This window comes from Thermopolyspora flexuosa, assembly GCF_006716785.1.
GTDB lineage: Bacteria > Actinomycetota > Actinomycetes > Streptosporangiales > Streptosporangiaceae > Thermopolyspora > Thermopolyspora flexuosa.
In genome coordinates this window covers 2,488,538-2,511,540 of the sequence record NZ_VFPQ01000001.1, presented here as the reverse complement: position 1 = coordinate 2,511,540, position 23,003 = coordinate 2,488,538, and the positions used below count along the sequence as shown (strand labels likewise).

Here is a 23,003-nt window from a genome sequence, read left to right as displayed (position 1 = left end):
GCCGGGGGCGCGCGCCGACGCTACCCTTGTCCACGTGATCAGGTGGCGCAAGGGCACGGTGACGGCGGTCCGGCGTGAGTGGACGGGGGCGGTCGAGCTGGACGTCGCCATCGGCGACGGGGAGGGGCGCGAGCAGTGCCGCGCGCTCGCCTATCCGGCGCTGGTGGGACGTCCCGAGCCGGGCGACACGGTGCTGCTGAACACCACCGCGCTCGCCCTGGGGCTCGGTACGGGAGGGTACGCCATGGTGGTCGCCGTTCCGGACCGTTTGCCACAAGATCCGTCCGGACCCGGCCATCTGGTCAAGGCCCGCTACACGCCGCTGCAGGCCACCGTGCTCGGCGCGGACGAGCAGGGCTCGCCGTACCACGAGGTGCTGCGGGAGGCCGACGACCTGGGCGGCATGCCGGTGGTCGTGGCCGACCTGCACTCCGCGGTCCCGGCGATCCTCGCCGGGCTGTACGGCTCGCGCCCCGGCACGAAGGTGGCGTACGTGATGCTCGACGGCGGGGCGCTGCCGGCCTGGTTCTCGATGTCGTGCGCGCGGCTGCGCGAGGCAGGCTGGCTGTGCGGGGTGATCACGGTCGGGCAGGCGTTCGGCGGCGACGTGGAGACGGTGACCGTGCACACCGGGCTGCTCGCCGCGCGGCACGTGCTCGGCGCCGAGGTCGCGATCGTGGCGCAGGGGCCGGGCAACCTCGGCACCGGCACCCGGTGGGGGTTCTCCGGGGTGGCCGCCGGGGAGGCGGTCAACGCGGCCGCGGTGCTCGGCGGGCGGCCGGTGGCCGCGCTGCGGGTGAGCGAGGGCGACGCCCGGGAGCGGCACCTGGGCGTGTCCCACCACTCGCTCACCGCCTACGGCCGGGTCGCGCTCGCCCGGGCCCAGGTGGTGGTGCCGCGGCTGCCGGGCGAGTTCGGCGAGCGGGTGGCGAAGCAGGCCGAGCCGCTGGGCGAGCGGCACGAGCTGGTCGAGGTCGGCGTGGACGGCCTGCGGGAGCTGCTGGAGCGCTGCCCGGTCCGGCTGTCGTCGATGGGCCGGGGGCTCGACCAGGACGAGGCCTGCTTCCTCGCCTCGGCCGCGGCCGGCCGTCACGTCGCCACCCTGCTCTCCCAGGGCGCTCCGTAGCGCCGTTCCGGGGCCCGCCCCGTCCCCGGCCCCCGTCAACCGGGACGGCGGCACGGCTCAGATGCGCTCGAGGCGCCGCTCCCCCGTCGGCTCGTAGAAGTCCCGGAAGGTGAACGCCTCGGGGCTCGGCCCCTCCTCGCGGAGCCTGCGCAGCCGTTCCATCGCCTCCGGCACGGTGGGGATCACGCCCTGCGGGATCCACCACATCACCAGGTGCGGCTGCCGCAGCGGCTCGAACCACTCCCGCCGCCGCTGCATGAACCGCAGGTGCTCGCTGCGGTAGGTGTAGCTCCACAGCGCCTCGCGCGACTCCCAGACCGACAGGTTGACGAGCACGCGCTCGTCCTCGGTGTCCGGCGTGGTACCGGTCGGCCCGCTGCCCTTGAGCCGCCACACGAAGCCCGGCCAGGAGTCGGCGAGCCGGTTGATGTGCTCGAGGCCGGCCACGAAGTCCGCCATCACCGGGGAGTCGAGGGGCGCGACCATGCGTGCCACGTTCAGCTGTGCCAGATGCATGGACACAGCCGACCACGGCCGGGGCTTCTATGTCAATAATTCTTGTTTTTAGAAGCGTCCTCCGGCGGCGGGCGGAACGCGACGCAGCACTCCCCCGGCCGCGGATCGAGCACCGCGGCCACCTCGCCGTCCCGGCCCAGCCCCTTGAGCAGGCCCTCGCACAGCGCGAGGTTCATCGCGCAGACCAGGGTCGGCTGCCGCTCGGCGGCGAGGTGGAAGGGGCAGTTGCGCAGCCGCAGCGCGCCCTGCTCGTCGGGGTACGGCTCGTAGCCGCGGGCCGCCAGCACCGCCTCCAGATCGGCGTCACGCGGCTCGGCGGCGCCGATCGACTCGCCCGCCCGGCGGGCCGCGTCCTCGGCCCGCCGGTCCGCCTCCAGCGCCGCGACCACGTCGGCGAGGAGCAGGGCGAGCGTGCGGTAGTCGCGGGGCGGCACGCTCACCTGGTGCTCGGTGGCGGCCCGGCGGTAGACCTTCGCCGGGCGGCCGCTGCCCGGCCCGGTGCGCCCGGTCAGCCGCCGCGAGCCGGCCTCGAGCAGGCCCGCCTCGACCAGCCGGTCGAGGTGGAACGCGGCGAGGGTGCGCTGGATGCCGACCGCCTCGGCGGCCTCGCCGCGGCTCACCTCGCGCCCCTGCGCGACCACGTACTCGTAGAGCCGCCGGCGCACCGGGTCCCGCAGCGCGCCGAGCACGCCCAGATCGTCCGCGGTCATGGCGTCACGCCCGCGCTCAGTACGCTCCCAGCACGTCCACGACGAAGACGAGGGTGTCGGTGCCCTTGATCACGTCACCCTGGCCCTGCTCGCCGTACCCGAGCTTGGGCGGGATCACCAGCAGCACGCGGCTGCCCACCGGGACGCCGACCAGGCCCTGGTCCCAGCCCTTGATGACCTGGCCGGTGCCGATCTGGAACATCACCGGGTTGCCCCGGTTCCAGCTGCTGTCGAACTCCTTGTCGGTGCCCCAGATCTTGCCGACGTAGTGCACGAGCACGCCCTGGCCGGACTTCACCTTCGGCCCGTCGCCCTTGATCACGGTCTTGGCGACGAGCTCGGCCGGGGCCTTCTCGCCGGTCTTGGTGGACAGCTTCGGCGCGGCGTCGCCGCCGGGGTTCTCCAGGGTGATGCCCTTGACGTCGGCCTTGACCTCCTTGCCGGAGGCGGCCTTCGCCGTGGCCCGGGCCACCACGTCGATGACGTACAGGCTCGCCATCTTGTCGGTGCCCTGCGCCTTGGCCTGCTCGAGCTGCTCCTTGGAGAGGCTGTCGGCGGCCACCACGGCGAAGAACCGGTCGCCGACCTTCGCCTGCTGGAACGCGGTGCTGATCACCTTGGGCAGCTCGTCGCCGACCTTGAGCACCTGCGGCGAGCCCTCGTCGTAGGTGGAGCCGACCAGCGAGTTCGACTGGCCGTCCCAGGTGTAGGCGGTGAGGTTCACGATGACGTTGTCGCCGGCCTTGACGGCCTCGCCGTCGCCGTTGATCACCGTCTTGGCGGTGGACGTGGTCGGCGGCGTGCCCTTCGGGAAGGTCACCTCCGGCTTCTCGCCGCTCTTGCCGCTGACCTTCAGGTCCTCGGCGGAGGCCGGCGGGCCGGACGGGGAGGCCGAGACCGTGGCCACGCCCGCGTTCGGGGACGCGTCACCACCGCCTCCCGAGCCGCCACTGCAGGCGGCGGCGAACAACAGCGGAACGGCGGCGGCGAGAACGGCCAGTCGGCGCATCAATGCTTTCCTCGGAAGAACGTCGTTGTCGGTTGCGGTCCGGCGCCACCCTACCCGACGACGGCGGGCGCGGTGGCCGCACGACGCCCGCGCGACACGGAGGACGGGCCGCGGCGGACGCGAGAGGCCCCGCCCGCCGGGCCGTACGGCGACCGGCGGGCGGGGCCCCGGAAGCGGGCTTTCACCCCGGAGTCGTCACATACCGGCGATGAGCTTCTCCACCCGCTCGTCCACGCTGCGGAACGGGTCCTTGCACAGCACGGTGCGCTGCGCCTGGTCGTTCAGCTTCAGGTGGACCCAGTCGACGGTGAAGTCCCGCCGCTTCTCCTGGGCCCGGCGGATGAACTCGCCGCGCAGCCGCGCCCGGGTGGTCTGCGGGGGCACCGACTTCGCCTCGAAGATCTTGATGTCGGAGCACACCCGCTCCACCGCGCCGCGCTTCTGCAGCAGGTAGAACAGCCCGCGCCTGCGGTGCACGTCGTGGTACGCGAGGTCGAGCTGGGCCACCCGCGGCGAGGAGAGCGGCAGGTCGTACTTGCGGCGGTACCGCTCGATCATCTGGTACTTGGTGACCCAGTCGATCTCGCGGGCGACGAGGTCGAGGTCCCCGGTCTCCACCGCGCGCAGCGTGCGCTCCCACAGGTCGAGCACGCGCGTGGTGATCGGGTCCGCGCCGCGCCGGTCCACGAAGTCCTTCGCCTTGCTCAGGTACTCCTGCTGGATCTCCAGGGAGGACGCCTCACGCCCGTTGGCGAGCCGTACCCGGCGGCGGCCGGTCATGTCGTGGGAGACCTCGCGGATCGCCCGGATCGGGTTCTCCAGGCTGAGATCGCGCATCACCACGCCGGCCTCCACCATGCGCAGCACCAGGTCGGTGGAGCCGACCTTGAGCAGCGTGGTGGTCTCGCTCATGTTCGAGTCGCCGACGATGACGTGGAGCCGCCGGAACCGCTCGGCGTCGGCGTGCGGCTCGTCCCGGGTGTTGATGATCGGGCGGGACCGTGTCGTGGCCGACGACACGCCCTCCCAGATGTGCTCGGCACGCTGCGAGACGCAGTAGACCGCGCCGCGCGGCGTCTGGAGCACCTTGCCCGCCCCGCAGATGATCTGCCGCGTCACCAGGAACGGGATCAGCACGTCGGCGAGCCGGCCGAACTCGCCGTGCCGCCCGACCAGGTAGTTCTCGTGGCAGCCGTAGGAGTTGCCGGCCGAGTCGGTGTTGTTCTTGAACAGGTAGATGTCCCCGGCGATGCCCTCCTCGCGCAGCCGCTTCTCGGCGTCGACGAGCAGGCCCTCCAGGATGCGTTCGCCCGCCTTGTCGTGCGTGACCAGCTCCACGACGTTGTCACACTCGGGTGTGGCGTACTCGGGGTGGCTGCCCACGTCGAGGTAGAGACGGGCGCCGTTGCGCAGGAACACGTTGCTCGACCGGCCCCAGGAGACGACCCTGCGGAACAGGTAGCGGGCCACCTCGTCCGGGGACAGCCGCCGCTGCCCCCGGAACACGCACGTGACGCCGTACTCGTTCTCCAGGCCGAAGATGCGACGATCCATTACCTCACACTATTCTCCCCACGCCCAAGGCGCGGAAGATCCTGTAGTTCGGAACCTGGGTACGGCGTGCCCGCGAAGTGAGGGGTCTACTCCCCCGAACCGGTATCGATCTCACCCTCGGGCGCGGTCGGGGGTGCCGTGGGGGGCGTGGCCGGCGGCGTCGCGGGCGGTGTGGCCTGGGCCTCCGGGCCGCCCGTGGCGGCCTCGCCGCCCTCGCCGGAGGGCTCGGCGGCCTTCCTGCCCGCCTCGATCAGCCGCTCCAGGCGGCGGCCGGTGAGCCGCAGGAACTTGCGCTGCAGCGGGCGGGTGCGGTCGAGGATCGCCACCTCGAGCTGGCTGGTCGGCGGCGGCTCGTTGCCCGGCTCGGTGAGCGCGGCGAGCGCGGCCTGCAGGGCCTCCTCCAGCGTCATGCCCTCGCGGTAGTGGTCCTTGAGCCGTGCGGCGACCGCGTCGGCCTGGCCGCCCATCGCGATGGCGCCGTGCTCGTCCTGGACCGACCCGTCGAAGGTGAGCCGGTAGATCTGGTCCTCCTCGGGGGTGTTCCCCACCTCGGCGACCACGATCTCCACCTCGAACGGCTTGATCGAGTCGGTGAAGATCATGCCGAGCTGCTGGGCGTAGAAGTTCGCCAGCCCCCGGCCGGTCACGTCGGCCCGGTCGTAGCTGTAGCCGTTGATGTCGGCGTAGCGGATGCCGGCGAGCCGCAGCGCCTCGAACTCGTTGTACCGGCCCACGGCCGCGAACCCGATGCGGTCGTAGATCTCGCTGATCTTGTGCAGCGCACGCGACGCGTTGTGCGCGACGAGCAGGATCCCGTTGTCGTACTGGAGCACGACAGAGCTGCGGCCCCGCGCGATGCCCTTGCGCGCGTAGTCCGCCTTGTCCCGCATCTGCTGCTCGGCGGGGACATATCCAAACGGGATGGACACCGGTGTTCCTCTCGACATGTTGTGGCCGACCTCGTGGGTGGGGTCCTATCGCAGCGGGGCGTGGGGTCCGTCCGGGGACTGGCTGCGGCCTTCCAGCAGGGACCGCACGTGCGCCTCGACCTCCTCGTCGGACAGGCGCCGGAAGCCCTCCTCGTCGATCACGGCGACGACCGGGTAGATCTGCCGGTACACGTCCGGCCCGCCGGTGGCGGCGTCGTCGTCGGCCGCGTCGTAGAGCGCCTGCAGGCAGACGAGCACGGTGTCCTCGGCCGAGGCGTTCTCCCGGTAGAGCTTCTTCAGCGCGCCCCGGGCGAAGATCGAGCCGGAGCCGATCGCCGCGTAGTTCTTCTGCTCGTACGGCCCGCCGCCCACGTCGTAGCTGAAGATGCGGCCCTCGCCCCGGTCGGGGTCGTAGGCGACGAACATCGGCACGACCGCCAGCCCCTGCATCGCCATGGGAAGGTTGCCGCGGATCATCGTGGCGAGCCGGTTCGCCTTGCCCTCGGCGGAGAGCACGCGCCCCTCGCGCTTCTCGTAGTGCTCCAGCTCCACGCAGTACAACCGGGCCAGCTCGATTCCGATGCTCGCGGTGCCCGCGATGCCCACACAGGAGTATTCGTCGGTGCGGAACACCTTCTCGATGTCACGCTGGGAGATCATGTTGCCGGAGGTCGCCCGCCGGTCGCCGGCCATCACCACGCCGCCGGCGAAGGTCGCGGCGACGATCGTCGTCGCGTGCGGGATCTGGTCCCCGACCGGTTCGGCCGGCACCCCTCGGCGCCAGGGCAGGAGGTGGGGGGCGTAGGAGCTGAGGAACTCCGTGAACGACGGGCTGCCCGTGTCGAGCATCATCGGACTCATCCAGCCCTGTTGTGGTGCCACGCGACTCCCTCCAAACGATCCAAGTGCTACGCCCGACCCTACTCATGTTGCGGCGCCGCTCGCACTCGCCCCGATCAGCTCAGGGCGAAGTTTGGCCCCATGGGCAACGGCCGGGGTCGGCTCGCGTGGATTTTCCGGGTCGCCGGACCGATTTTTTGCCGGCGAGTAAGAGAGACGGCGTGGCGAAATGCCGCGTGTCGGCTAAATTCCGGGCGTTTCCGGCGGGTGGACGCGTCCGCCACGGGACCGGCGTCGCGCGTGGCACGGACATGGCGCAGGCCACGGGACGCGTCATGGTGGGCGTGCGCGGCGTACGCCGACGGCGCAGGACCTCGGCGCCGGTGGGCGCGGGCAAGGCCCTGCCCCGCGCGCGGAGCACGCGCACAGGTGCGCACGAACGTGCGCGGCCGCGTCCCGGAGGACGCGGCTGGACGGCGGACGTCCTCGCGGCCGGGTGGTCTCCCGGGGCCCGAGGCCGTCCTCCGGGGCGGGTCCGCCGTCACGCGCCTGGCGAACGCGCTCGGCGAGGCCCCGCCCCGCCGTCGTCGTCGGCGGCGGCGGTACGGCTACCGCCGTGGTCGTGCTCGGTCGCGACGTCGCAGCGGGCGCAGGCTGCCCCGCCGTGGCCGTCGCGAGGCGTGTTCGGTACCGGTCGGTCGTCGGCGGGCTCGGGCCGCCGATGCGGGCGTGCCGGTCGGCCGTGCGGCGGTACGGCACCGCGGCGGGCACCGTCCAGGGCGGTGCGGACGGCCCGCCCGAGCCCGGCGGACGGCCGGCCGTACGGGCCGGTCACCGCGCGGCCGGGACACCCGCGCACCCCCCTTTCCGCGGGCCTCGCGGCCGGGTGTCCCTCGCCCTACTGTCCGCCCTTCTGCACGTAGGACCGGACGAACTCCTCGGCGTTCTCCTCCAGGACCTCGTCGATCTCGTCGAGGATCGCGTCGACGTCCTCGCTGAGCTTCTCGTGGCGCTCCTTGACGTCCGACGCCTCCTGCGTCTGGGTCTCCTCGACTTCCTGTTCCCGCCGGCTGGTCTGCTTCTGACCGCCGGTATCCCTGGTTGCCATCTCCGACACCTCCAGCTTGGGGGACCCTGTCCCGTATATCTTCCCCGAACCGGACGATATTCCCCGCGGATCGCTCCGCGATCTTCCCGCCGGTCCCACAGGCTCCGCTGCGTCCCGCCAGACAACCCGACGGCGAGGCGTGAGCGCAAGTGGCATGCGGGATCCGCGGGAGGACACGGAGCGGCCGCGCGCCCACGCCTTTACAACGTAGATCAGAGGCTCGCGGAGTGCCAGGCCCGCCGGCACCGCCCGCCTCGCCGTGGGCCGGGCACCGCGGCCGCCGCCCGGTCGCCCGCCATGGGCCCGCCGTACCCGGCGTGCCCCGGGGCGCGCGGCTCACCCGGCCCGTTCCGGCAGCCGCCCCCACACCAGGAACGTCTCGCCGGCCCGCTCCCCCGCGTCCGCCGTCCCGTCCCCGGGGGCGCCGCCGGCGAGCGCGAGCGGCCGGGCCTCCAGGGCGACCCCCTCGGCCGCGTAGCCGTGCTCGCGCAGCACCGCCGCCACCGGCGGAACCCGGTCGGCCGCGGAGAGCACGGCGACGACGACGCGCGGGCGCCGCGCCGCGCAGGCCGCCACGACCGCGGGACCGCCACCGCCGACCACGACCGCGTCCGGGTCGGGCAGCGGCTCCAGCGCGGCCGGGGCGTCCCCGCAGGAGAGCATCACCTTCACCCCGTGCGCCACCACGTTGCGGCGGAGGCGCTCACAGGCCGCGCGGTCCCGCTCCACCGCCACCACGGCGGCCCCGAGCCGGGCGCACTCCACCGCGATCTCGCCGCCGCCCGCGCCCACGTCCCACACCAGGTCGCCCAGGCGCGGGCCGAGCCGGGCGAGCACGAGCGCGCGCGCCTCCGGGCCGAGCCGCGGGCCGCCGCCGGTCTCGAACGCGCCGGCGGGCAGCGCCCACTGCTCCGGCCCCGGGCCCGGGCCGGCGACCCAGCGGGGCCCGGTGACCTGCCTGCGCCACCCGTGGTCGAGCACGAGCACCACGTCCACGTCGCCCCAGGTGCGCGTGGTCGCCTCACCCATCCGCGGCCAGGACACCCGCTCGTCCGGCCCGCCGAGGTTCTCGCACACCACGAAGGTCCGGGGCGTGGACGGGGCGAGCGCCCGGGCGAGCTCGGCCGGTCCCGCCCCGGGCGCGGTGAGCACCGCGACCTTGCGGTGGGCGCGGCAGACGTTCACCGCCCGCCGGAACCCCTCCTCCCCGTACGCGGAGACCACGATCGCGTCGTCCCAGCCGATGCCCACCCGCGCGAACGCGCGGGCGACGACCGACACCGCCGGCAGCACCTCGGGGGTGTGCCCGCGGTCGCGCAGCGCGCGCACGACCCCGAGGAACCCGGGATCGCCCTCGGCGAGCACCACGACGGCGGGCCCGGTGCCGTCCGCCCGCCGCGGCAGCGCCCGCTGGGCCCCCTGTCCGGTCTGGGCCGCCGGGCGCCGGACCCGCTGGGTGCGGCCCAGGGCCACCCGGACGCTCCCCGGCGCGGTCCACACCGCCTGCTCGGCCGCGGCGAGCCCCGGCCCGGCCTCGAGGGCGTGCGCGGGCGCGGGCACGCGAGCGGCCGCCAGGGCGGCCTCCACCGCCGTGACGGCCTCCGCGACGTCCTTGACCGCCACCCGCCGGGCCTTTTCCGGCACCGGTACGGCGGCGAGCCGGCGCTCGGTGCCGACGACCAGGTCGGCCTCGGCCAGGCGGTCACGGGCCGGCCGGGACGGCTCCGACCCGTCGAGCCCGATAACCGTGATCATGGTTGGGTCCCTCCCGCGGGCGCGGCCGCGCGCCCCCGGCGGCCGCCGTCACGCCGCCGGTCGCCGCGCCGCGCCCGGATCCGCACCGACGTGACTCCTCGTCCTCCGGGTACCGGCACGGGGCCGCGGCCCCGGCGGCCGGGCCCGCGGGCCGCCCGGCGGGGGCGGGCCCGGTGCGGCGCCGGCCGGAAGGCCGCGGGGCCGATCGGGGCCCGTGCCGGCCGGGGCCGGTCAGTCCTCGCCGGTCAGCGCGGCGACGAGCTCGGCGGCCGTGTCGCAGCGGTCGAGCAGCTCGCCGACGTGCGCCTTGGTGCCGCGCAGCGGCTCCAGGGTGGGCACCCGCTGCAGCGACTCGCGGCCCGGGATGTCGAAGATCACCGAGTCCCAGGAGGCGGCCGCGACCGAGTCGCTGTACTTGGCCAGGCAGCGCCCGCGGAAGTAGGCGCGGGTGTCGGAGGGCGGGGTCTCGATCGCCCGCTGCACCTCCTCCTCGCTCACCAGCCGCTGCATCCGCCCCCGCGCCACGAGCCGGTTGTACAGCCCGCGGTCCGGCCGGATGTCGGAGTACTGCAGGTCGACCAGCTGCAGCCGGGGGTGGGACCAGGGCAGGTTGTCCCGGGAGCGGTAGCCCTCGAGCAGCTCCAGCTTCGCCACCCAGTCGAGCTCCCCGGACAGCTGCATCGGGTCCTCGGCGAGCCGGGTGAGCACCGACTCCCAGCGGGCCAGCACGTCCTTGGTCATCTCGTCGGCGTTCGTGCCGTACCGGTCCTCGACGTACTTGCGGGCCTGCTCGAGGTACTCCATCTGCAGCTGCACCGCGGTCATCTTCCGGCCGTCGCGCAGCGTGATCAGGTACTTGCAGGTGGGGTCGTGGGAGACCGCGCGCAGCGCCGCCACCGGGGCCTCCACCGACAGGTCGGTGGTGAGGAAGCCGTCCTCGATCATCGCCAGCACGAGGGCGGTCGAGCCCAGCTTCAGGTAGGTGGAGATCTCCGACATGTTGGCGTCGCCGATGATCACGTGGAGGCGGCGGTACTTCTCCGGGTCGGCGTGCGGCTCGTCCCGGGTGTTGATGATCGGCCGCTTCAGCGTGGTCTCCAGGCCGACCTCGACCTCGAAGAAGTCGGCGCGCTGGGAGATCTGGAAGCCCTCGCCGCGGGAGTCCTGGCCGATCCCGACCCGGCCGGCCCCGCACACCACCTGGCGGGAGACGAAGAACGGGGTCAGGTGCCGGACGATGTCGGCGAAGGGGGTGGCGCGCCGCATCAGGTAGTTCTCGTGACAGCCGTACGAGGCGCCCTTGTTGTCGGTGTTGTTCTTGTAGAGCTGGATCGGCGCGTTGCCCGGCAGGGCCGAGGCCCGCATGGCGGCGTCGTACATGACGCGCTCGCCCGCCTTGTCCCAGATCACCGCCGCCCGCGGGTTGGTGCACTCGGGGGTGGAGTACTCCGGGTGCGCGTGGTCGACGTACAGCCTCGCCCCGTTGGTGAGGATGACGTTCGCCAGGCCCAGGTCCTCGTCGGTGAGCTGGCTGGGATCGGCCACCTCACGGGCGAGGTCGAAGCCCCGGGCGTCCCGCAGCGGGTTCTCCTCCTCGAAGTCCCACCGGGCCCGGCGGGCCCGCGCGGCCGAGGCCGCCAGGTAGGCGTTGACGACCTGGGACGAAGTCACCATCGCGTTCGCGCCAGGCTGACCGGGCACGGAAATGCCGTACTCGGTCTCGATGCCCATCACTCGCCTTACGGTCATGCGCGTCCTCAGTCCTCTATCCCTTTGCGCCCCGTCGCGCCGTGCACGTACCGCCCCGGTTCTCGCGCCCGGGACCGCCGGATGCCGGGGTCCCGAGCCCGATCCGCGGTTTCGGCCGATGGTAACCGGCGCGACCGACGGCCGGGATCCGGCCGCCGCGGCCGCGCGCCGTCTCCGGCGCCACCCGTGGCGTCGTCACCGCCGCTTGCCGCACCGGTCACCTCCCGCCCTCTCCTCGAGGCCTCTCCCTCGAGCCTAGACCGTCCCGCGGCCATCGCGGCCTAACAGTTCCGGGACGGAAACTGTGTGTATGTACCCCCTTTGCGGCGTCTGATCCTTCTTAGGTGGTGATTCGGAAACTTTTGCGGATAGCTCCCGAAGTCCATGCAATGAGGCCGCCAACCGCGGTTTAAGGAGACGTTGCGCGGGCTTTTCGATGAAACGCCAGACACCGTAGGACAGGACGAGCGAGGTGCCCACGGTGATGCCGACCACCAGCCAGGCGTTCATGCGCTCCTCGAGCGCGGGGATGAGCACCGCCGAGACGGTCTGGTGGAGCAGGTAGAGCGGGTACGTCAGGGCGCCCAGGGTGACCAGGCCGCGCCAGCGCAGCCACCGCAGCCCGCCGAGCGCGACGAGCGCCACCACCGCGAAGATCAGCGTGATCGCGATCATCACCGCCCACTCGGGCGCCGGGAAGTCCTTGGCGCCGACCATCTTCACCCGCCCGGCGACCCGCTCGGTGGCCTCACGCAGCGCGAACGCGTAGGCGCCGGCGACGATCGCCCAGGTGATGAACGAGGAGCCGTACCGGTGGATGAGGTAGAACCCCATGCCCGCGACGAAGTACGGCGCGTGGTGCGGGATGAGCAGGGTCTCCAGCACCGGGGCCTCGTGGTTGCCGACGTACGCCGCGGCCACCAGCCAGAGGGCCATGAAGATCAGCACGCGCCGGACGGTGATGCCGATCAGGGCGAACACCGCCATGATCACGTAGAACCGCAGCTCCACCCAGAGCGACCAGTAGACGCCGCTCGCGTGCCCGACGCCGAGGCCCTGCTGCAGCATGGTGAGGTTGACCACGTAGTCGGTCGGCGACAGGTTCGGCCGGAACCCCTGCACGTCGGTGAGGGTGTAGAGCAGGAAGATCGCCAGGACGCTGAACCAGTAGGCCGGGAAGAGCCGGGTGAACCGGGAGATCGCGAACTCCCCGGCGGTGCGTCCCATGACGCTCATGAGGATCACGAAGCCGCTGATCACGAAGAACAGCTCGACCCCGAGGATGCCGAGCACGCTCAGCGGGGCCACGCTGGGGAAGATCCGGGTCGGCTGCACGCCCCACAGGGACTTGCTCGCGGCCATGTAGTGGAAGACCACGACCGCCAGGGCGGCGAGGAACCTCAGCAGATCGAGTTCCTCCAGGCGGGCGTGTCCGCTCCCTGCCGCGGCCGGCCCGGGTGCTCCGGCCCGGTCCGCGGCCGGGGACTCCGCCCGACCGGCGAAAAGACGATCAAAGCGAGACACGGCGATTTGACGCCGCGCGCCGTACCACGGTTCCCAGGCGTCACTCAGGTTGCACGAACGTTGCGCGCCCGCCGTGGCGGCGTTACCCCAGGCGGTCTGCGATCACCCCGGGCCGTCCCGCGATCACCCGGGGTCGTGCCGGGGCCGCGGCGCGGCGACGGGCCGCGACAACGCGCAGGGCGGGCGCGCCCCGTGGTGTGGGGCAGCGCCCGCCCGTGCGGTCGCCCATGTGATGGGAAGGTCTTCGGTTGACGGTTACAGGTACTGGCCGGTGTTCGCCACGGTGTCGATGGACCGCCCGGCCTCGGAGCCCTGCTTGCCGGACACGAGGGTGCGGATGTACACGATCCGCTCGCCCTTCTTGCCGGAGATGCGGGCCCAATCGTCCGGGTTGGTGGTGTTCGGCAGGTCCTCGTTCTCGCTGAACTCGTCGACGCAGGCGGCGAGCAGGTGGGACACCCGCAGACCCTTCTGACCGGTCTCCAGGTACTCCTTGATCGCCATCTTCTTGCCCCGGTCGACGATGTTCTGGATCATGGCGCCGGAGTTGAAGTCCTTGAAGTAGAGGACCTCCTTGTCGCCGTTGGCGTAGGTCACCTCGAGGAAGCGGTTCTCCTCGGTCTCCGCGTACATCCGCTCGACGACCCGCTGGATCATCGCCTGGACCGTCGCCTCCCGCGACCCGCCGTGCTCGGCGAGGTCGTCCGGGTGGAGCGGCAGGTCCGGGGTGATGTACTTGGAGAAGATGTCCTTGGCCGCCTCGGCGTCCGGCCGCTCGATCTTGATCTTGACGTCGAGCCGGCCCGGCCGCAGGATCGCCGGGTCGATCATGTCCTCCCGGTTGGAGGCGCCGATGACGATCACGTTCTCCAGGCCCTCGACGCCGTCGATCTCCGACAGCAGCTGCGGGACGATCGTGTTCTCCACGTCCGAGGAGACGCCCGAGCCACGGGTCCGGAAGATCGAGTCCATCTCGTCGAAGAACACGATCACCGGGGTGCCCTCGGAGGCCTTCTCGCGCGCCCGCTGGAACACCAGGCGGATGTGCCGCTCGGTCTCGCCGACGTACTTGTTGAGCAGCTCCGGGCCCTTGATGTTGAGGAAGAAGCTCTTGCCGGACTGGCCGGTCTTCGCCGCCACCTGCTTGGCGAGCGAGTTGGCCACGGCCTTGGCGATGAGCGTCTTACCGCAACCGGGCGGGCCGTACAGCAGCACGCCCTTGGGCGGGCGGAGCTTGTGCTCCTTGAACAGGTCCGCGTGCAGGTACGGGAGTTCGATCGCGTCCCGGATCTGCTCGATCTGCCGGGAGAGGCCACCGATCTCGTCGTAGGTGATGTCGGGGACCTCCTCCAGCACGAGCTCCTCGACCTCGGCCTTGGGGATGCGCTCGTACACGTAGCCGGAGCGGGGCTCCAGCAGCAGCGAGTCCCCGGCCCGGAGCGGCTGGTCGATCAGCGAGTCGGCGAGGCGGACCACGCGCTCCTCGTCGGCGTGCGAGATCACCAGCGCCCGCTCGCCGTCCTCCAGCAGCTCCTTGAGCATCACGATCTCGCCCACGCGCTCGAAGCCGAGGGCCTCGACCACGTTGAGGGCCTCGTTGAGCATGACCTCCTGGCCACGCTTGAGCGACTTGACGTCGACCGACGGGCTGACGTTCACCCGCAGCTTGCGGCCGCCGGTGAACACCTCGACGGTGCCGTCGTCCCGCGCGTCCAGGAACACCCCGAATCCGGACGGGGGCTGGGCGAGCCGGTCGACCTCCTCCTTGAGGGCGACGATCTGGTCCCTGGCCTCCTTGAGGGTTGCCACAAGACGTTCGTTCTGGGCCGTGACCGCGGCCAGGTTCGCCTGTGCCTCGTGGAGACGCTCCTCCAAAACCCTGGTCTGACGGGGGGTTTCCGCGAGCTTGCGACGCAGCGCGGCGACCTCCTCCTGCAGGAAGGAGACCTGTGTTGTGAGATCCGCGATCTCCCGTTCGCGCTGCGCGGCCCGAGCCTCGGCGTCGTCGCGAGCTGCCACGCCCCGTCACCTCCTTCCCAGTCGAGGGCGACTACTCAAGACCCTACCTATCTCAGGGCTATCCGTAACCTGGCCATGCAGTGTTCGTGCTGTCACATCCCGTTTCCGGCAATTCATCCTCGACGGTCCGCTTATCGCGGCCAGCATGGGAGCCCATCCATCTGTTCCCATGTTTGCGTATCGAGGCTTGTTTGTGGCCGAATCGTCATAACAGCCGGTTCTAGGAGTCGTTGGAGTAGTCCTCTCCGTACGCGCCCTTGGCAGGGCGTCTGCGCCTCGGCGGGGGCACCACGCCGTCCGCCATGCGACGGGCGGTGACGAGAAACCCGGTGTGTCCGACCATCCGGTGGTCCGGTCGTACGGCGAGCCCTTCGACATGCCAATCGCGCACCAGGGTCTCCCACGCGTGTGGCTCGGTAAAACTCCCGTGTTCCCGCAACGTCTCCACGGTTCTGGACAGTTGCGTTGTGGTCGCCACATAGCAGCAGATAACGCCGCCAGGCACGAGCGCTTTCGCGGCCGCGTCCACGCACTCCCACGGGGCGAGCATGTCGAGGATGATCCGGTCCACCTCGGTCTCGTCGAGGCATTCCACGAAGTCGCCCACGACCAGCCGCCAGCGGCCGGCCGGGCCGTCCGGGTCGGAGCCGTGGAACCGCTCCACGTTCCGGCGTGCCACCTCGGCGAAGTCGGCCCGCCGCTCATAGGAGGTGAGGTGCCCGCTCTCGCCGATCGCCCGCAGCAGGAAGCAGGTGAGCGCGCCGGAGCCCGCCCCCGCCTCGACCACCCGCGCCCCCGGGAAGATGTCGGCCATCGCGATGATCTGGGCCGCGTCCTTGGGGTAGATCACCGCCGCGCCGCGCGGCATGGACAGCGTGTAGTCGGGCAGCAGAGGCCGGAAGGCGATGTAGGGGGTGCCGTTCGAGGAGTGCACCACAGATCCCTCCGGCCGGCCGATCAGCTCGTCGTGGGAGATCGACCCCTTGTGCGTGTGGAAGACGCCGCCCTCGCGCAGCGTCACCGTGTGCCGCTTGTCCTTGGGGTCGGTGAGCTGGACCTGATCTCCCGGCCGGAACGGCCCGTGCCTGCGAAAACCCATGCGGGTAGCTTATTGCCGCCCGCGAGTGCCCGAGCCGGTCCTCCGATCATGGCCGGTACGGCCCGGCCGCGCCGACGCCGCCGGGCTCCGGCCGCGGCCGGTTGTGACCTGCCCGGACGGGCCGCGTGGCCGGGTCGCGCCACCGCCCGGCACCTGGTAGGTGTGATGGGGTGTTTCCCCGCGAATCCGTCCCCGCCGGCCCGATCCTGCTCCGCCCGCCCGCCGGGCCCGACGCCGCCGCCCTCGCCGGTTGCCTTGCGGGCGCCGAGACCGCCCGCCGGCTCGCCGGGCCGCCGCCGTGCGCGCCCGGGGAGGTCCTGGTCCGGGCGAAGGAGATCTGGGAGCGCGGCGGGGCGGCCCTCGCCGTGGCCGACGCCGCCTCCGGCCGGTGCCTCGGCGCGGTCGCGGTCGCGCCGCCCGACGCGTGCGGCGCCGCGGAGATCGGCTGCCTGATCGCGCCCGAGGCGCGGGGGCGCGGCCTGGCGACGGCCGCGGTCCGCGCGCTCACCGCCTGGGCGTTCCGGCACGGCCTGGCCCGGGCCGAGATGCGGTGCGACGTGGAGAACCTGGCGGCCCAGCGGCTGGCGCTCGCCGCGGGGTACTCCCGCGAGGGGGTGCTGCGGGCGGCGTCGCCCCGGCCCGGCGGCGAGCGGGCCGACGCGGTGCTGTTCGCCCGCCTGCCGCAGGACTCCGGCGACCCGGTCCGGCCGTACCTGCCGCCTCCGCCGGACGGGCTCACCGACGGCGTGGTACGGCTCACGCCGCTCACCGCGGCCGACGCCCGCGACTACCACGCGCTCGCCTGCCTGCCCGACGTGGTGGCGTACGCGGTGCCGCCGCTGCCGCCGCCGTTCTCCGACAGCCTGTACCGCTGCCGCCACGCGGGTGCCCGCTGGCTCGCCGGGGAGCGCGCCGACCTCGCCATCCGGGACGCCGCGACCGGCGCCTTCGCCGGGCAGATCCAGCTCACCCACATCGTCCCGCCGCTCGGCGAGGCGATGCTCGGCTACAGCGTCTCCCCCGCGTACCGGGGCCGCGGGTTCGCGCCGCGCGCGGTGGAGCTGCTCGTGGGCTGGGCCTTCACCGCGACGCCGCTGTCCAGGATCATCGCGGGCACCGCGACGGGCAACGCCGCCTCGCATCGGGTGCTGGAGAAGACCGGATTCACCCGGGAGGCGGTGCTGCGCGCCCGGCTGCCCGGACCGGACGGCACCCGGTACGACGACATCCAGTGGGTACGGCTGCGCCCCTCACCGGACCGCTGACCGTGTGTGACGGCGTCTTAGCGATTTGACGGACATTTGGCGTCATAGTTCGGCCACGTAAAGGCATTCACAGTAGCTCTCCGCGTTCTTATCATCACCCTGTGATGACATCGCGGCTGCAATCACCCTCCGCTCTCGGCGCACGGGCCGCCGCCTCGCTCGCCCGCGACCTGGTGCGGGCCGGTCGGCCGGATGAGGCACTCACGGTGTTGGACAGAGCGTTGGACCGGGCGGTGCACGGGGCGCCCGATCGCGCCCCCGGCACGCGCGGCGGCCCGGCGGACGGCGCACCGCCGGACGAGCCCGCGCTCGCCCCGGCCCTCCTCACCCGGATCGCGACGCTCAACTTCGGCCTCGGCCGCGTCGACGAGGCCGACCGGGAGTTCGCGGCCGCCCGGCGCCGGGTGCGGGACCCGGGGCTGCTCGCCGCGCTCGTCGCCCAGCAGGCCTACCACCTCGCGGCGCGCGGCGAGTGCCGCCGCGCCCTCGCCCTCCTCGACGCCGCGGCCCCGGGGCGGCCCGCGGCGCCCGCCCATCCGATCGCGGTCGCGGCGAGGGCGACCGCGATCGCCCAGCTCGGCCGCTGCCGCCAGGCCGCCGCGCTGTGCGACGCGGCCCTGGACGCGGGGGTGCCGCCCGGGCTCCCGCCGGTGATCCCCGAGCCGCTGCCGGCGCTGCTGGCCGCCCGGCACGCCGCGCTGCTGCTCGCGGGCGACGCCGCAGGGGCCCGGGCGGGGATCGCCGCGGCCGTGCACGGCGAGCCGCCGCCGTCCCGCGGGGACCGGGCGCCGCTCGAGCTGTGCCTCGCCCAGGCGGAGCGCACCCTGGGCGCGGTCGCCGCGGCGACCCGCCTCGCGCGGTCGGCCGAGCACGATCTCGCGGGCACCTGGCTGCACGCGGTCGCCGCGGGGGAGCTCGCCCACCTCGCCGCGCTCCGCGGCGACCGCGCCGAGGCCGAGGAGGCGCTCGCCGCGGCGCGCCGGGGCGCGTCCCCGGCGGCGCGCCTCGCCGGGTTCTGGGCCGAGCTCGCCGAGCCGTGGGTGATCGCGCTGCGCGACGGCCAGGCGGCCGGGGCGGCCGCCGCGCTCGCCCTCGCCGGGCGGGCCCGCGCCGCGGGCGCGCACGGCTTCGAGCTGCTCGCCCTCCACGACGTGGTACGGCTGGCGCCGCCGCGCTCGATCCCCTGCCGCCGGGCCGCGACCCGGCTCGCCGACCTCGCCGTGGCGTTCGAGGGCGACCTGGCGAAGGCCGCGGCCGCGCACGCCCGCGCCCTGGCCGCGGGCGACCCGGCCGCCCTGACGGCGGCCTCCCGCGAGCTGGAGCGCATCGGCCTGCCGCTGCCCTCGGCCGAGGCCGCGGCGCAGGCCGCCGACCTGCTCGTCGCCGCGGGCCGGGAGGTCCCGGCGCGGGCCGCCCACGCCCGGGCCTGGTACCTCGGCGCCCGGTGCGAGGGCGCCCGCACCCCGGCGCTCGCCCGGGTGCGCGAGCCCCGGCTCACCGCCCGGGAGGGCGAGGTGGCCGCGCTCGCCGCGGGCGGCCTGTCGAGCAAGCAGATCGCGGCCCGGCTCGCCATGTCGGTGCGCACGGTCGACAACCATCTGCGCGCCGTCTACCTCAAGCTCGGCATCGCCGGCCGGACCGAGCTGGTCCACGTGGGCGTGCGGCCGCCGTCCGGCGTCGGCCGGGCCCCGTAAGCCCGCCCATCCCCGCCCGGCCGGGCCACGGCCGGGCGGCGTCCCGCGGGGCGGCTCAGGCGGTGCGGTGCGACTCGTAGCGCATCGTGCGGGAGACGCCGATGCGCACCGTGGTGCCGGGCAGGATCGCGACCGGCTCGTTCGGCGGGATGTCGTAGAAGTTCGGGTCGCCGGGCGGCTGCACCTGGGTGCCGTTCACCGAGCCGAGGTCGATGAGGTTCACGTCCCAGCCGTCGAGCTTCACCCGCAGGTGACGGCGGGAGACCGACCCGTCCGGGCTGGTGATCTTGGCGGGGCGCGCCTCCCCGTTGAGCACCTCGGCCGCCCGCTCCGGGTCGCGGCCGAGCAGGTAGTCGGAGTCGAGGCGCAGCGTCATGCCGTCGTCGAGCACCAGCACGCCGAGCGGCGGCCGCGGGCCCTTGTACGGCACGAGCTGGCGCTGGTCGAGGGCGGCGCCGCACACCGCGCAGTACGGCACGCGCGGGTCGTTGAAGTGGTCGTTCTTGCAGTCGACGCCGTAGACCATCGGCGTGGGCTCGGGCTCGGGCAGGTACTCGGTCGCCTCGCGCTCCGAGGAGTCCTGGCCGGACCCGGTCGCGGCGGGCGCCGGCTCGAACGTCGAACCCGAGCCGCCGTCGCCCGACGGCTGCGGCGCGAGGGCGTCGTCACCGCCGGACGGCTTGTCCTCGCCCGCCAGCGCACTGAGCTGCTGGCCGGTCTGCGGCATCGGCCCGGAGAGCAGGCCGGGCGCGTTCGACGGCCCGGACGGCGGGCCGGACACCGGCGCCGGGGCGGGCGTCACCGCCGGCGGCGCAGGCGCGGGCGCGGGCTGCGAGGCGGCGTCGAGCGGCGAGGAGGACGGTGCCGGTGCCGCGGGCAGGGGCTCGGGCGCCGCGGCCGGCAGGGCGGCCGGGCCCACGCCCAGGGCGCGCGGTGGCGGCGGCAGCGGCCCGGTGGCGGTGAGGTCGCAGACGAGCCCCGCGCCGCCGACCACCCCGCCGTCGAGGCGGGCGTGCGGCATCGGTTCCCCGGCCCCGGGCAGCCGCAGCTCGATCCGCGTGGCCGGGCCCGGGACGAGGCGGTCGGTCCAGGTGAGCGCGTCACGGCCGGACAGCCGCACCACGCCGTCGGGGCCGCCGTCGACGCTCGCCTCGGCACCGCCGCTCACCAGCACGGCCACGCCGCCCGAGCACGGGCCCGCGACCGCGCACGAGGGCATCTCGGCCGCCATCGTCGTGGCGAGCGCCTGGGCGACCCGTCGCGCGAGGGCGAGTCCGTCACCGCCGGATGAGGCGGTCTCGTGCAACGCCGCGAGCAGGCTCTCGACGGCCTCCCCGGCCTGGCAGACGAGCATCAGGCCGCCCGTGTGGGCGATCACGCCGTCGCCCGGCAGGGGACGTACCACCCCGTATCCCTGGCTCGTCAAAGAACTCTCCCCTCCCCGGAAGCGCCACCGGATGTACGGCACTCGCATCGGTCGGTCCGCCACCGGCCGGGCGGCGCCCCGGACGGCGCTCCGGATGAGAGCGGACGGCGTCCGGAAGGCCACGGCCGGAACGCCGGGTCGATGACGAACTCCAACGCAATGGTCCGCAGCAAGACAAACAGTAGTAGACCTTCCGGCACAAGTGTGATCAGGCGGAACGGGTTGGCCAAGTCCTTCCTGCGCCACGGTCGTGCGCCCGCGCGCGGCGGGCGCCGCTCCGCCGCGGCAAGCGCCGGGCGCGGGCCGCCCGGACCGGTGCTTCGCCCTTCGGCGGGCCGCCCGGCCGCGCCGGAACCCCGCCTGCCCGGCGGGCCGGCCGCGGGGCCGGGACGCCGCCGCGCCGGGCGGCGGTCAGACGCCGGTGAACATCCGGTTGACGTCGGCCGTGACCAGCACGCCGTACACCTCGCCGCCCCGCTCCACGAGCAGGTACTCGGCGGCCGGGCTGCGGCGCATCGCGTCGATCAGCGGCTCGCCCTCGAGGTCGGCGGCGAGCACGAGCTCGGGCCCGAGCGAGCGCGCCACCGTCGCGGTGCTGATCCACGGGCGGCGCCGCTCGGGGGTGGCGGAGACCGCGGCCTCGTTCACGATCGCGACCGGCCGCCCCTCGTGGTCGGCGACCACGATCGCCCGCGCCCCGGCCTCCTGGGCGCGGCGCAGCGCCTCGGCGAGCGGCAGCTCGGCCGGGACCGCGATCGCCGGGCGGGCGAGCTCACGGGCCCGCACCAGCGGGATGCGCGCCCGCACCCGGGCGACCCGCAGCGACTGGGAGGCGCCCATCCAGATGAACGAGGCGAGCAGCACCGACCACAGCAGGAAGGTGATCTCCTGGTCCTGGCCGGTGATGAGGGTGATCCCCAGCGGCACCCCGACGAGCGCCACCGCGAGCACCCGGCCGACCCAGGCCGCGGCCACCGTGCCGGAGCCGGGGCTCCTGGTGAGCTTCCACACCCCGGCGCGCAGCATGCGCCCGCCGTCGAGCGGCAGGCCCGGCAGCAGGTTGAAGATGCCGACGATCAGGTTGGACAGCCACAGCTGCTGCACGAGCACGCCGACGACCGTGAACGGCGAGACGAACCGGTAGACGATGTAGCCGCCCACGGCGAGGCCGAGCGACAGCAGCGGGCCCGCGAACGCGACGAGGAACTCCTTGCCCGGGCTGTCCGGCTCCCGCTCGATCTCCGACACCCCGCCGAGCAGGTAGAGCGTGATGCGCCGCACCGGCAGGCCGAACCGCAGCGCCACCACGCAGTGGGCCAGCTCGTGCAGGAACACCGACACGTAGAGGAACACGGCGAACACGAACGCCACCGCGTACCCGGTGGCCTGGCTCAGCCAGGGCAGGTAGGCGAGCACGATCGGCTGGAACGTGTAGGTGATGAACGCGGCGACGATGAGCCAGGTCGGCGAGACGTACACCGGGATGCCGAAGGGCCGGCCCATCCGTAGCCCGGGTGAGCGCTCCTTTGGCGACTGGTTGCTCATCGGCGTTCCCTCGCGGCGGCTGGTGCTGGCGTGGTCATCGTGCCTCGATGCTACGCGGCCGGGCGGGCCCGCGCAGACCCGCGGTTGTGGCCACGTCCGGCCCCGGACCGTCGGCCCGGTGACCTAGAGTGCCCCCATGGCGGCTGAGGCGACGAACATCGAGAGCGCCCCGAACGGGGAGCGTGCCACCGGCGACGGCGCGGGACTGCCCACGGTGGTCACCGCGGACGGCACGACCCGGCCGATCATCGGTGCGCTCTCCCCCTCCCGAGCGGGCGACTTCATGACCTGTCCGCTGCTCTACCGGTTCCGGGTGATCGACCAGCTCCCCGAGCGGCCCGCCCCGGCGGCGGTGCGCGGCACCCTGGTGCACGCGGTGCTCGAGCGGCTGTACGACCTGCCCGCCGCCGGGCGCACCCCCGCCGCGGCCCGCGAGCTGCTGCTGCCGGAGTGGCGGCGGCTGCTGGACGAGGAGCCCGCGTACGCCGACCTGTTCGCCGACGACGCCGAGCGCGAGGCCTGGCTGGAGCAGGCCGCGGGCATGCTCGACCGGTACTTCCACATGGAGGACCCGCGGCGCCTGGAGCCGGCCCAGCGGGAGCTGTACGTGGAGGCGGTGCTCGACAGCGGGCTGCTGCTGCGCGGCTACATCGACCGGCTCGACGTGGCGCCGAACGGCGACATCCGGGTCGTCGACTACAAGACCGGCAGCGCCCCCGGGCCGGAGTTCGAGGCGAAGGCGCTGTTCCAGATGAAGTTCTACGCCCTGGTGCTGTGGCGGCTGCGCGGCACGGTGCCCCGGCTGCTGCAGCTGATGTACCTGGGCAACGGCGAGGTGCTGCGGTACTCCCCGGACGAGGACGACCTGCGCGCCACCGAACGCAAGATCCACGCGCTGTGGCAGGCGATCGAGCGGGCGGTGCGCACCAAGCAGTGGCACGCGCGGCGCAGCCGGCTGTGCGACTGGTGCGACCACCAGGCGCTGTGCCCGATGTTCGGCGGCACCCCGCCGCCGGTGCCCGACCGCGCGCCCGCCGAGATGCTGCGCAGCCGGCGTGCCGCCACCGACGAGATCTGACCGGGCCGGCGGCCACGGGCCCCGGAGCGCGTGCCCGACCTCCCGGCCGGCGCGTCC

Annotated in this window: 18 protein-coding genes; 4 read left to right on the top strand and 14 right to left on the bottom strand. The window is 73.7% G+C overall.

Annotated features, from left to right (window positions below; translation table 11 throughout):
* Nucleotides 1–34 precede the first annotated feature (34 nt).
* Nucleotides 35–1,126, top strand: a complete 1,092-nt coding sequence (locus FHX40_RS10545) for a DUF3866 family protein (RefSeq protein ID WP_142259442.1) — start codon at nt 35–37, stop codon at nt 1,124–1,126.
* Nucleotides 1,127–1,183: 57 nt separating this feature from the next.
* Here FHX40_RS10545 and FHX40_RS10540 read toward each other — a convergent pair whose 3' ends face one another.
* From FHX40_RS10540 to FHX40_RS10485, 12 genes are all read right to left on the bottom strand, one after another.
* Nucleotides 1,184–1,642 carry a DUF3291 domain-containing protein gene (locus FHX40_RS10540; RefSeq protein ID WP_142259441.1) on the bottom strand — a complete coding sequence of 153 codons (459 nt, stop codon included), beginning with the start codon at nt 1,640–1,642 and terminating at the stop codon, nt 1,184–1,186.
* A 32-nt stretch (nt 1,643–1,674) separates the two neighbouring features.
* Nucleotides 1,675–2,352, bottom strand: coding sequence for a helix-turn-helix transcriptional regulator (locus tag FHX40_RS10535; protein WP_142259440.1), 678 nt, complete (start codon nt 2,350–2,352; stop codon nt 1,675–1,677).
* Between the two features lie 16 nt (nt 2,353–2,368).
* Nucleotides 2,369–3,361, bottom strand: a complete 993-nt coding sequence (locus FHX40_RS10530; RefSeq protein WP_142259439.1) for an FKBP-type peptidyl-prolyl cis-trans isomerase — start codon at nt 3,359–3,361, stop codon at nt 2,369–2,371.
* A gap of 195 nt (nt 3,362–3,556) precedes the next feature.
* Nucleotides 3,557–4,915, bottom strand: coding sequence for a Pup--protein ligase (pafA, locus tag FHX40_RS10525; RefSeq protein ID WP_142259438.1), 1,359 nt, complete (start codon nt 4,913–4,915; stop codon nt 3,557–3,559).
* A gap of 86 nt (nt 4,916–5,001) precedes the next feature.
* On the bottom strand, nt 5,002–5,844 hold the full coding sequence (gene prcA / locus FHX40_RS10520; RefSeq protein WP_142259437.1) for a proteasome subunit alpha: 843 nt from the start codon (nt 5,842–5,844) through the stop codon (nt 5,002–5,004).
* 45 nt (nt 5,845–5,889) lie between these two features.
* On the bottom strand, nt 5,890–6,705 hold the full coding sequence (prcB, locus tag FHX40_RS10515; protein WP_142259436.1) for a proteasome subunit beta: 816 nt from the start codon (nt 6,703–6,705) through the stop codon (nt 5,890–5,892).
* Between the two features lie 877 nt (nt 6,706–7,582).
* Nucleotides 7,583–7,792, bottom strand: coding sequence for a ubiquitin-like protein Pup (locus tag FHX40_RS10510; RefSeq protein ID WP_142259435.1), 210 nt, complete (start codon nt 7,790–7,792; stop codon nt 7,583–7,585).
* Nucleotides 7,793–8,128: 336 nt separating this feature from the next.
* On the bottom strand, nt 8,129–9,547 hold the full coding sequence (gene cbiE / locus FHX40_RS10505) for a precorrin-6y C5,15-methyltransferase (decarboxylating) subunit CbiE (RefSeq protein ID WP_170198790.1): 1,419 nt from the start codon (nt 9,545–9,547) through the stop codon (nt 8,129–8,131).
* Between the two features lie 231 nt (nt 9,548–9,778).
* On the bottom strand, nt 9,779–11,296 hold the full coding sequence (gene dop / locus FHX40_RS10500; RefSeq protein WP_142259434.1) for a depupylase/deamidase Dop: 1,518 nt from the start codon (nt 11,294–11,296) through the stop codon (nt 9,779–9,781).
* A gap of 255 nt (nt 11,297–11,551) precedes the next feature.
* Nucleotides 11,552–12,820: an acyltransferase family protein gene (locus FHX40_RS10495; protein ID WP_142259433.1), complete on the bottom strand. Its 1,269-nt coding sequence runs from the start codon at nt 12,818–12,820 to the stop codon at nt 11,552–11,554.
* A 255-nt stretch (nt 12,821–13,075) separates the two neighbouring features.
* Nucleotides 13,076–14,839 carry a proteasome ATPase gene (gene arc, locus FHX40_RS10490; protein WP_142259432.1) on the bottom strand — a complete coding sequence of 588 codons (1,764 nt, stop codon included), beginning with the start codon at nt 14,837–14,839 and terminating at the stop codon, nt 13,076–13,078.
* A gap of 220 nt (nt 14,840–15,059) precedes the next feature.
* On the bottom strand, nt 15,060–15,938 hold the full coding sequence (locus tag FHX40_RS10485) for a tRNA (adenine-N1)-methyltransferase (RefSeq protein ID WP_142259431.1): 879 nt from the start codon (nt 15,936–15,938) through the stop codon (nt 15,060–15,062).
* A gap of 170 nt (nt 15,939–16,108) precedes the next feature.
* Here FHX40_RS10485 and FHX40_RS10480 point away from each other — a divergent pair, with 170 nt between their 5' ends.
* Entirely contained in the window at nt 16,109–17,203 is a 1,095-nt protein-coding gene (locus FHX40_RS10480; protein WP_229788151.1) for a GNAT family N-acetyltransferase, read from the top strand.
* Nucleotides 17,204–17,412: 209 nt separating this feature from the next.
* The gene (locus tag FHX40_RS10475; RefSeq protein ID WP_142259430.1) at nt 17,413–18,897 is read left to right on the top strand and encodes a helix-turn-helix transcriptional regulator; all 1,485 of its coding nucleotides are present in this window, start codon (nt 17,413–17,415) and stop codon (nt 18,895–18,897) included.
* A gap of 55 nt (nt 18,898–18,952) precedes the next feature.
* Here FHX40_RS10475 and FHX40_RS26045 read toward each other — a convergent pair whose 3' ends face one another.
* Together FHX40_RS26045 and FHX40_RS10465 are read right to left on the bottom strand one after the other, a co-directional pair.
* The gene (locus FHX40_RS26045; protein ID WP_142259429.1) at nt 18,953–20,323 is read right to left on the bottom strand and encodes an FHA domain-containing protein; all 1,371 of its coding nucleotides are present in this window, start codon (nt 20,321–20,323) and stop codon (nt 18,953–18,955) included.
* 411 nt (nt 20,324–20,734) lie between these two features.
* Entirely contained in the window at nt 20,735–21,826 is a 1,092-nt protein-coding gene (locus FHX40_RS10465) for a site-2 protease family protein (protein WP_142259428.1), read from the bottom strand.
* Nucleotides 21,827–22,004: 178 nt separating this feature from the next.
* Between FHX40_RS10465 and FHX40_RS10460 the strand changes: the two genes are divergently transcribed.
* A complete protein-coding gene (locus tag FHX40_RS10460; RefSeq protein WP_142259427.1) occupies nt 22,005–22,946 on the top strand; it encodes a RecB family exonuclease in 942 nt (313 codons plus the stop codon).
* Nucleotides 22,947–23,003: the final 57 nt, after the last annotated feature.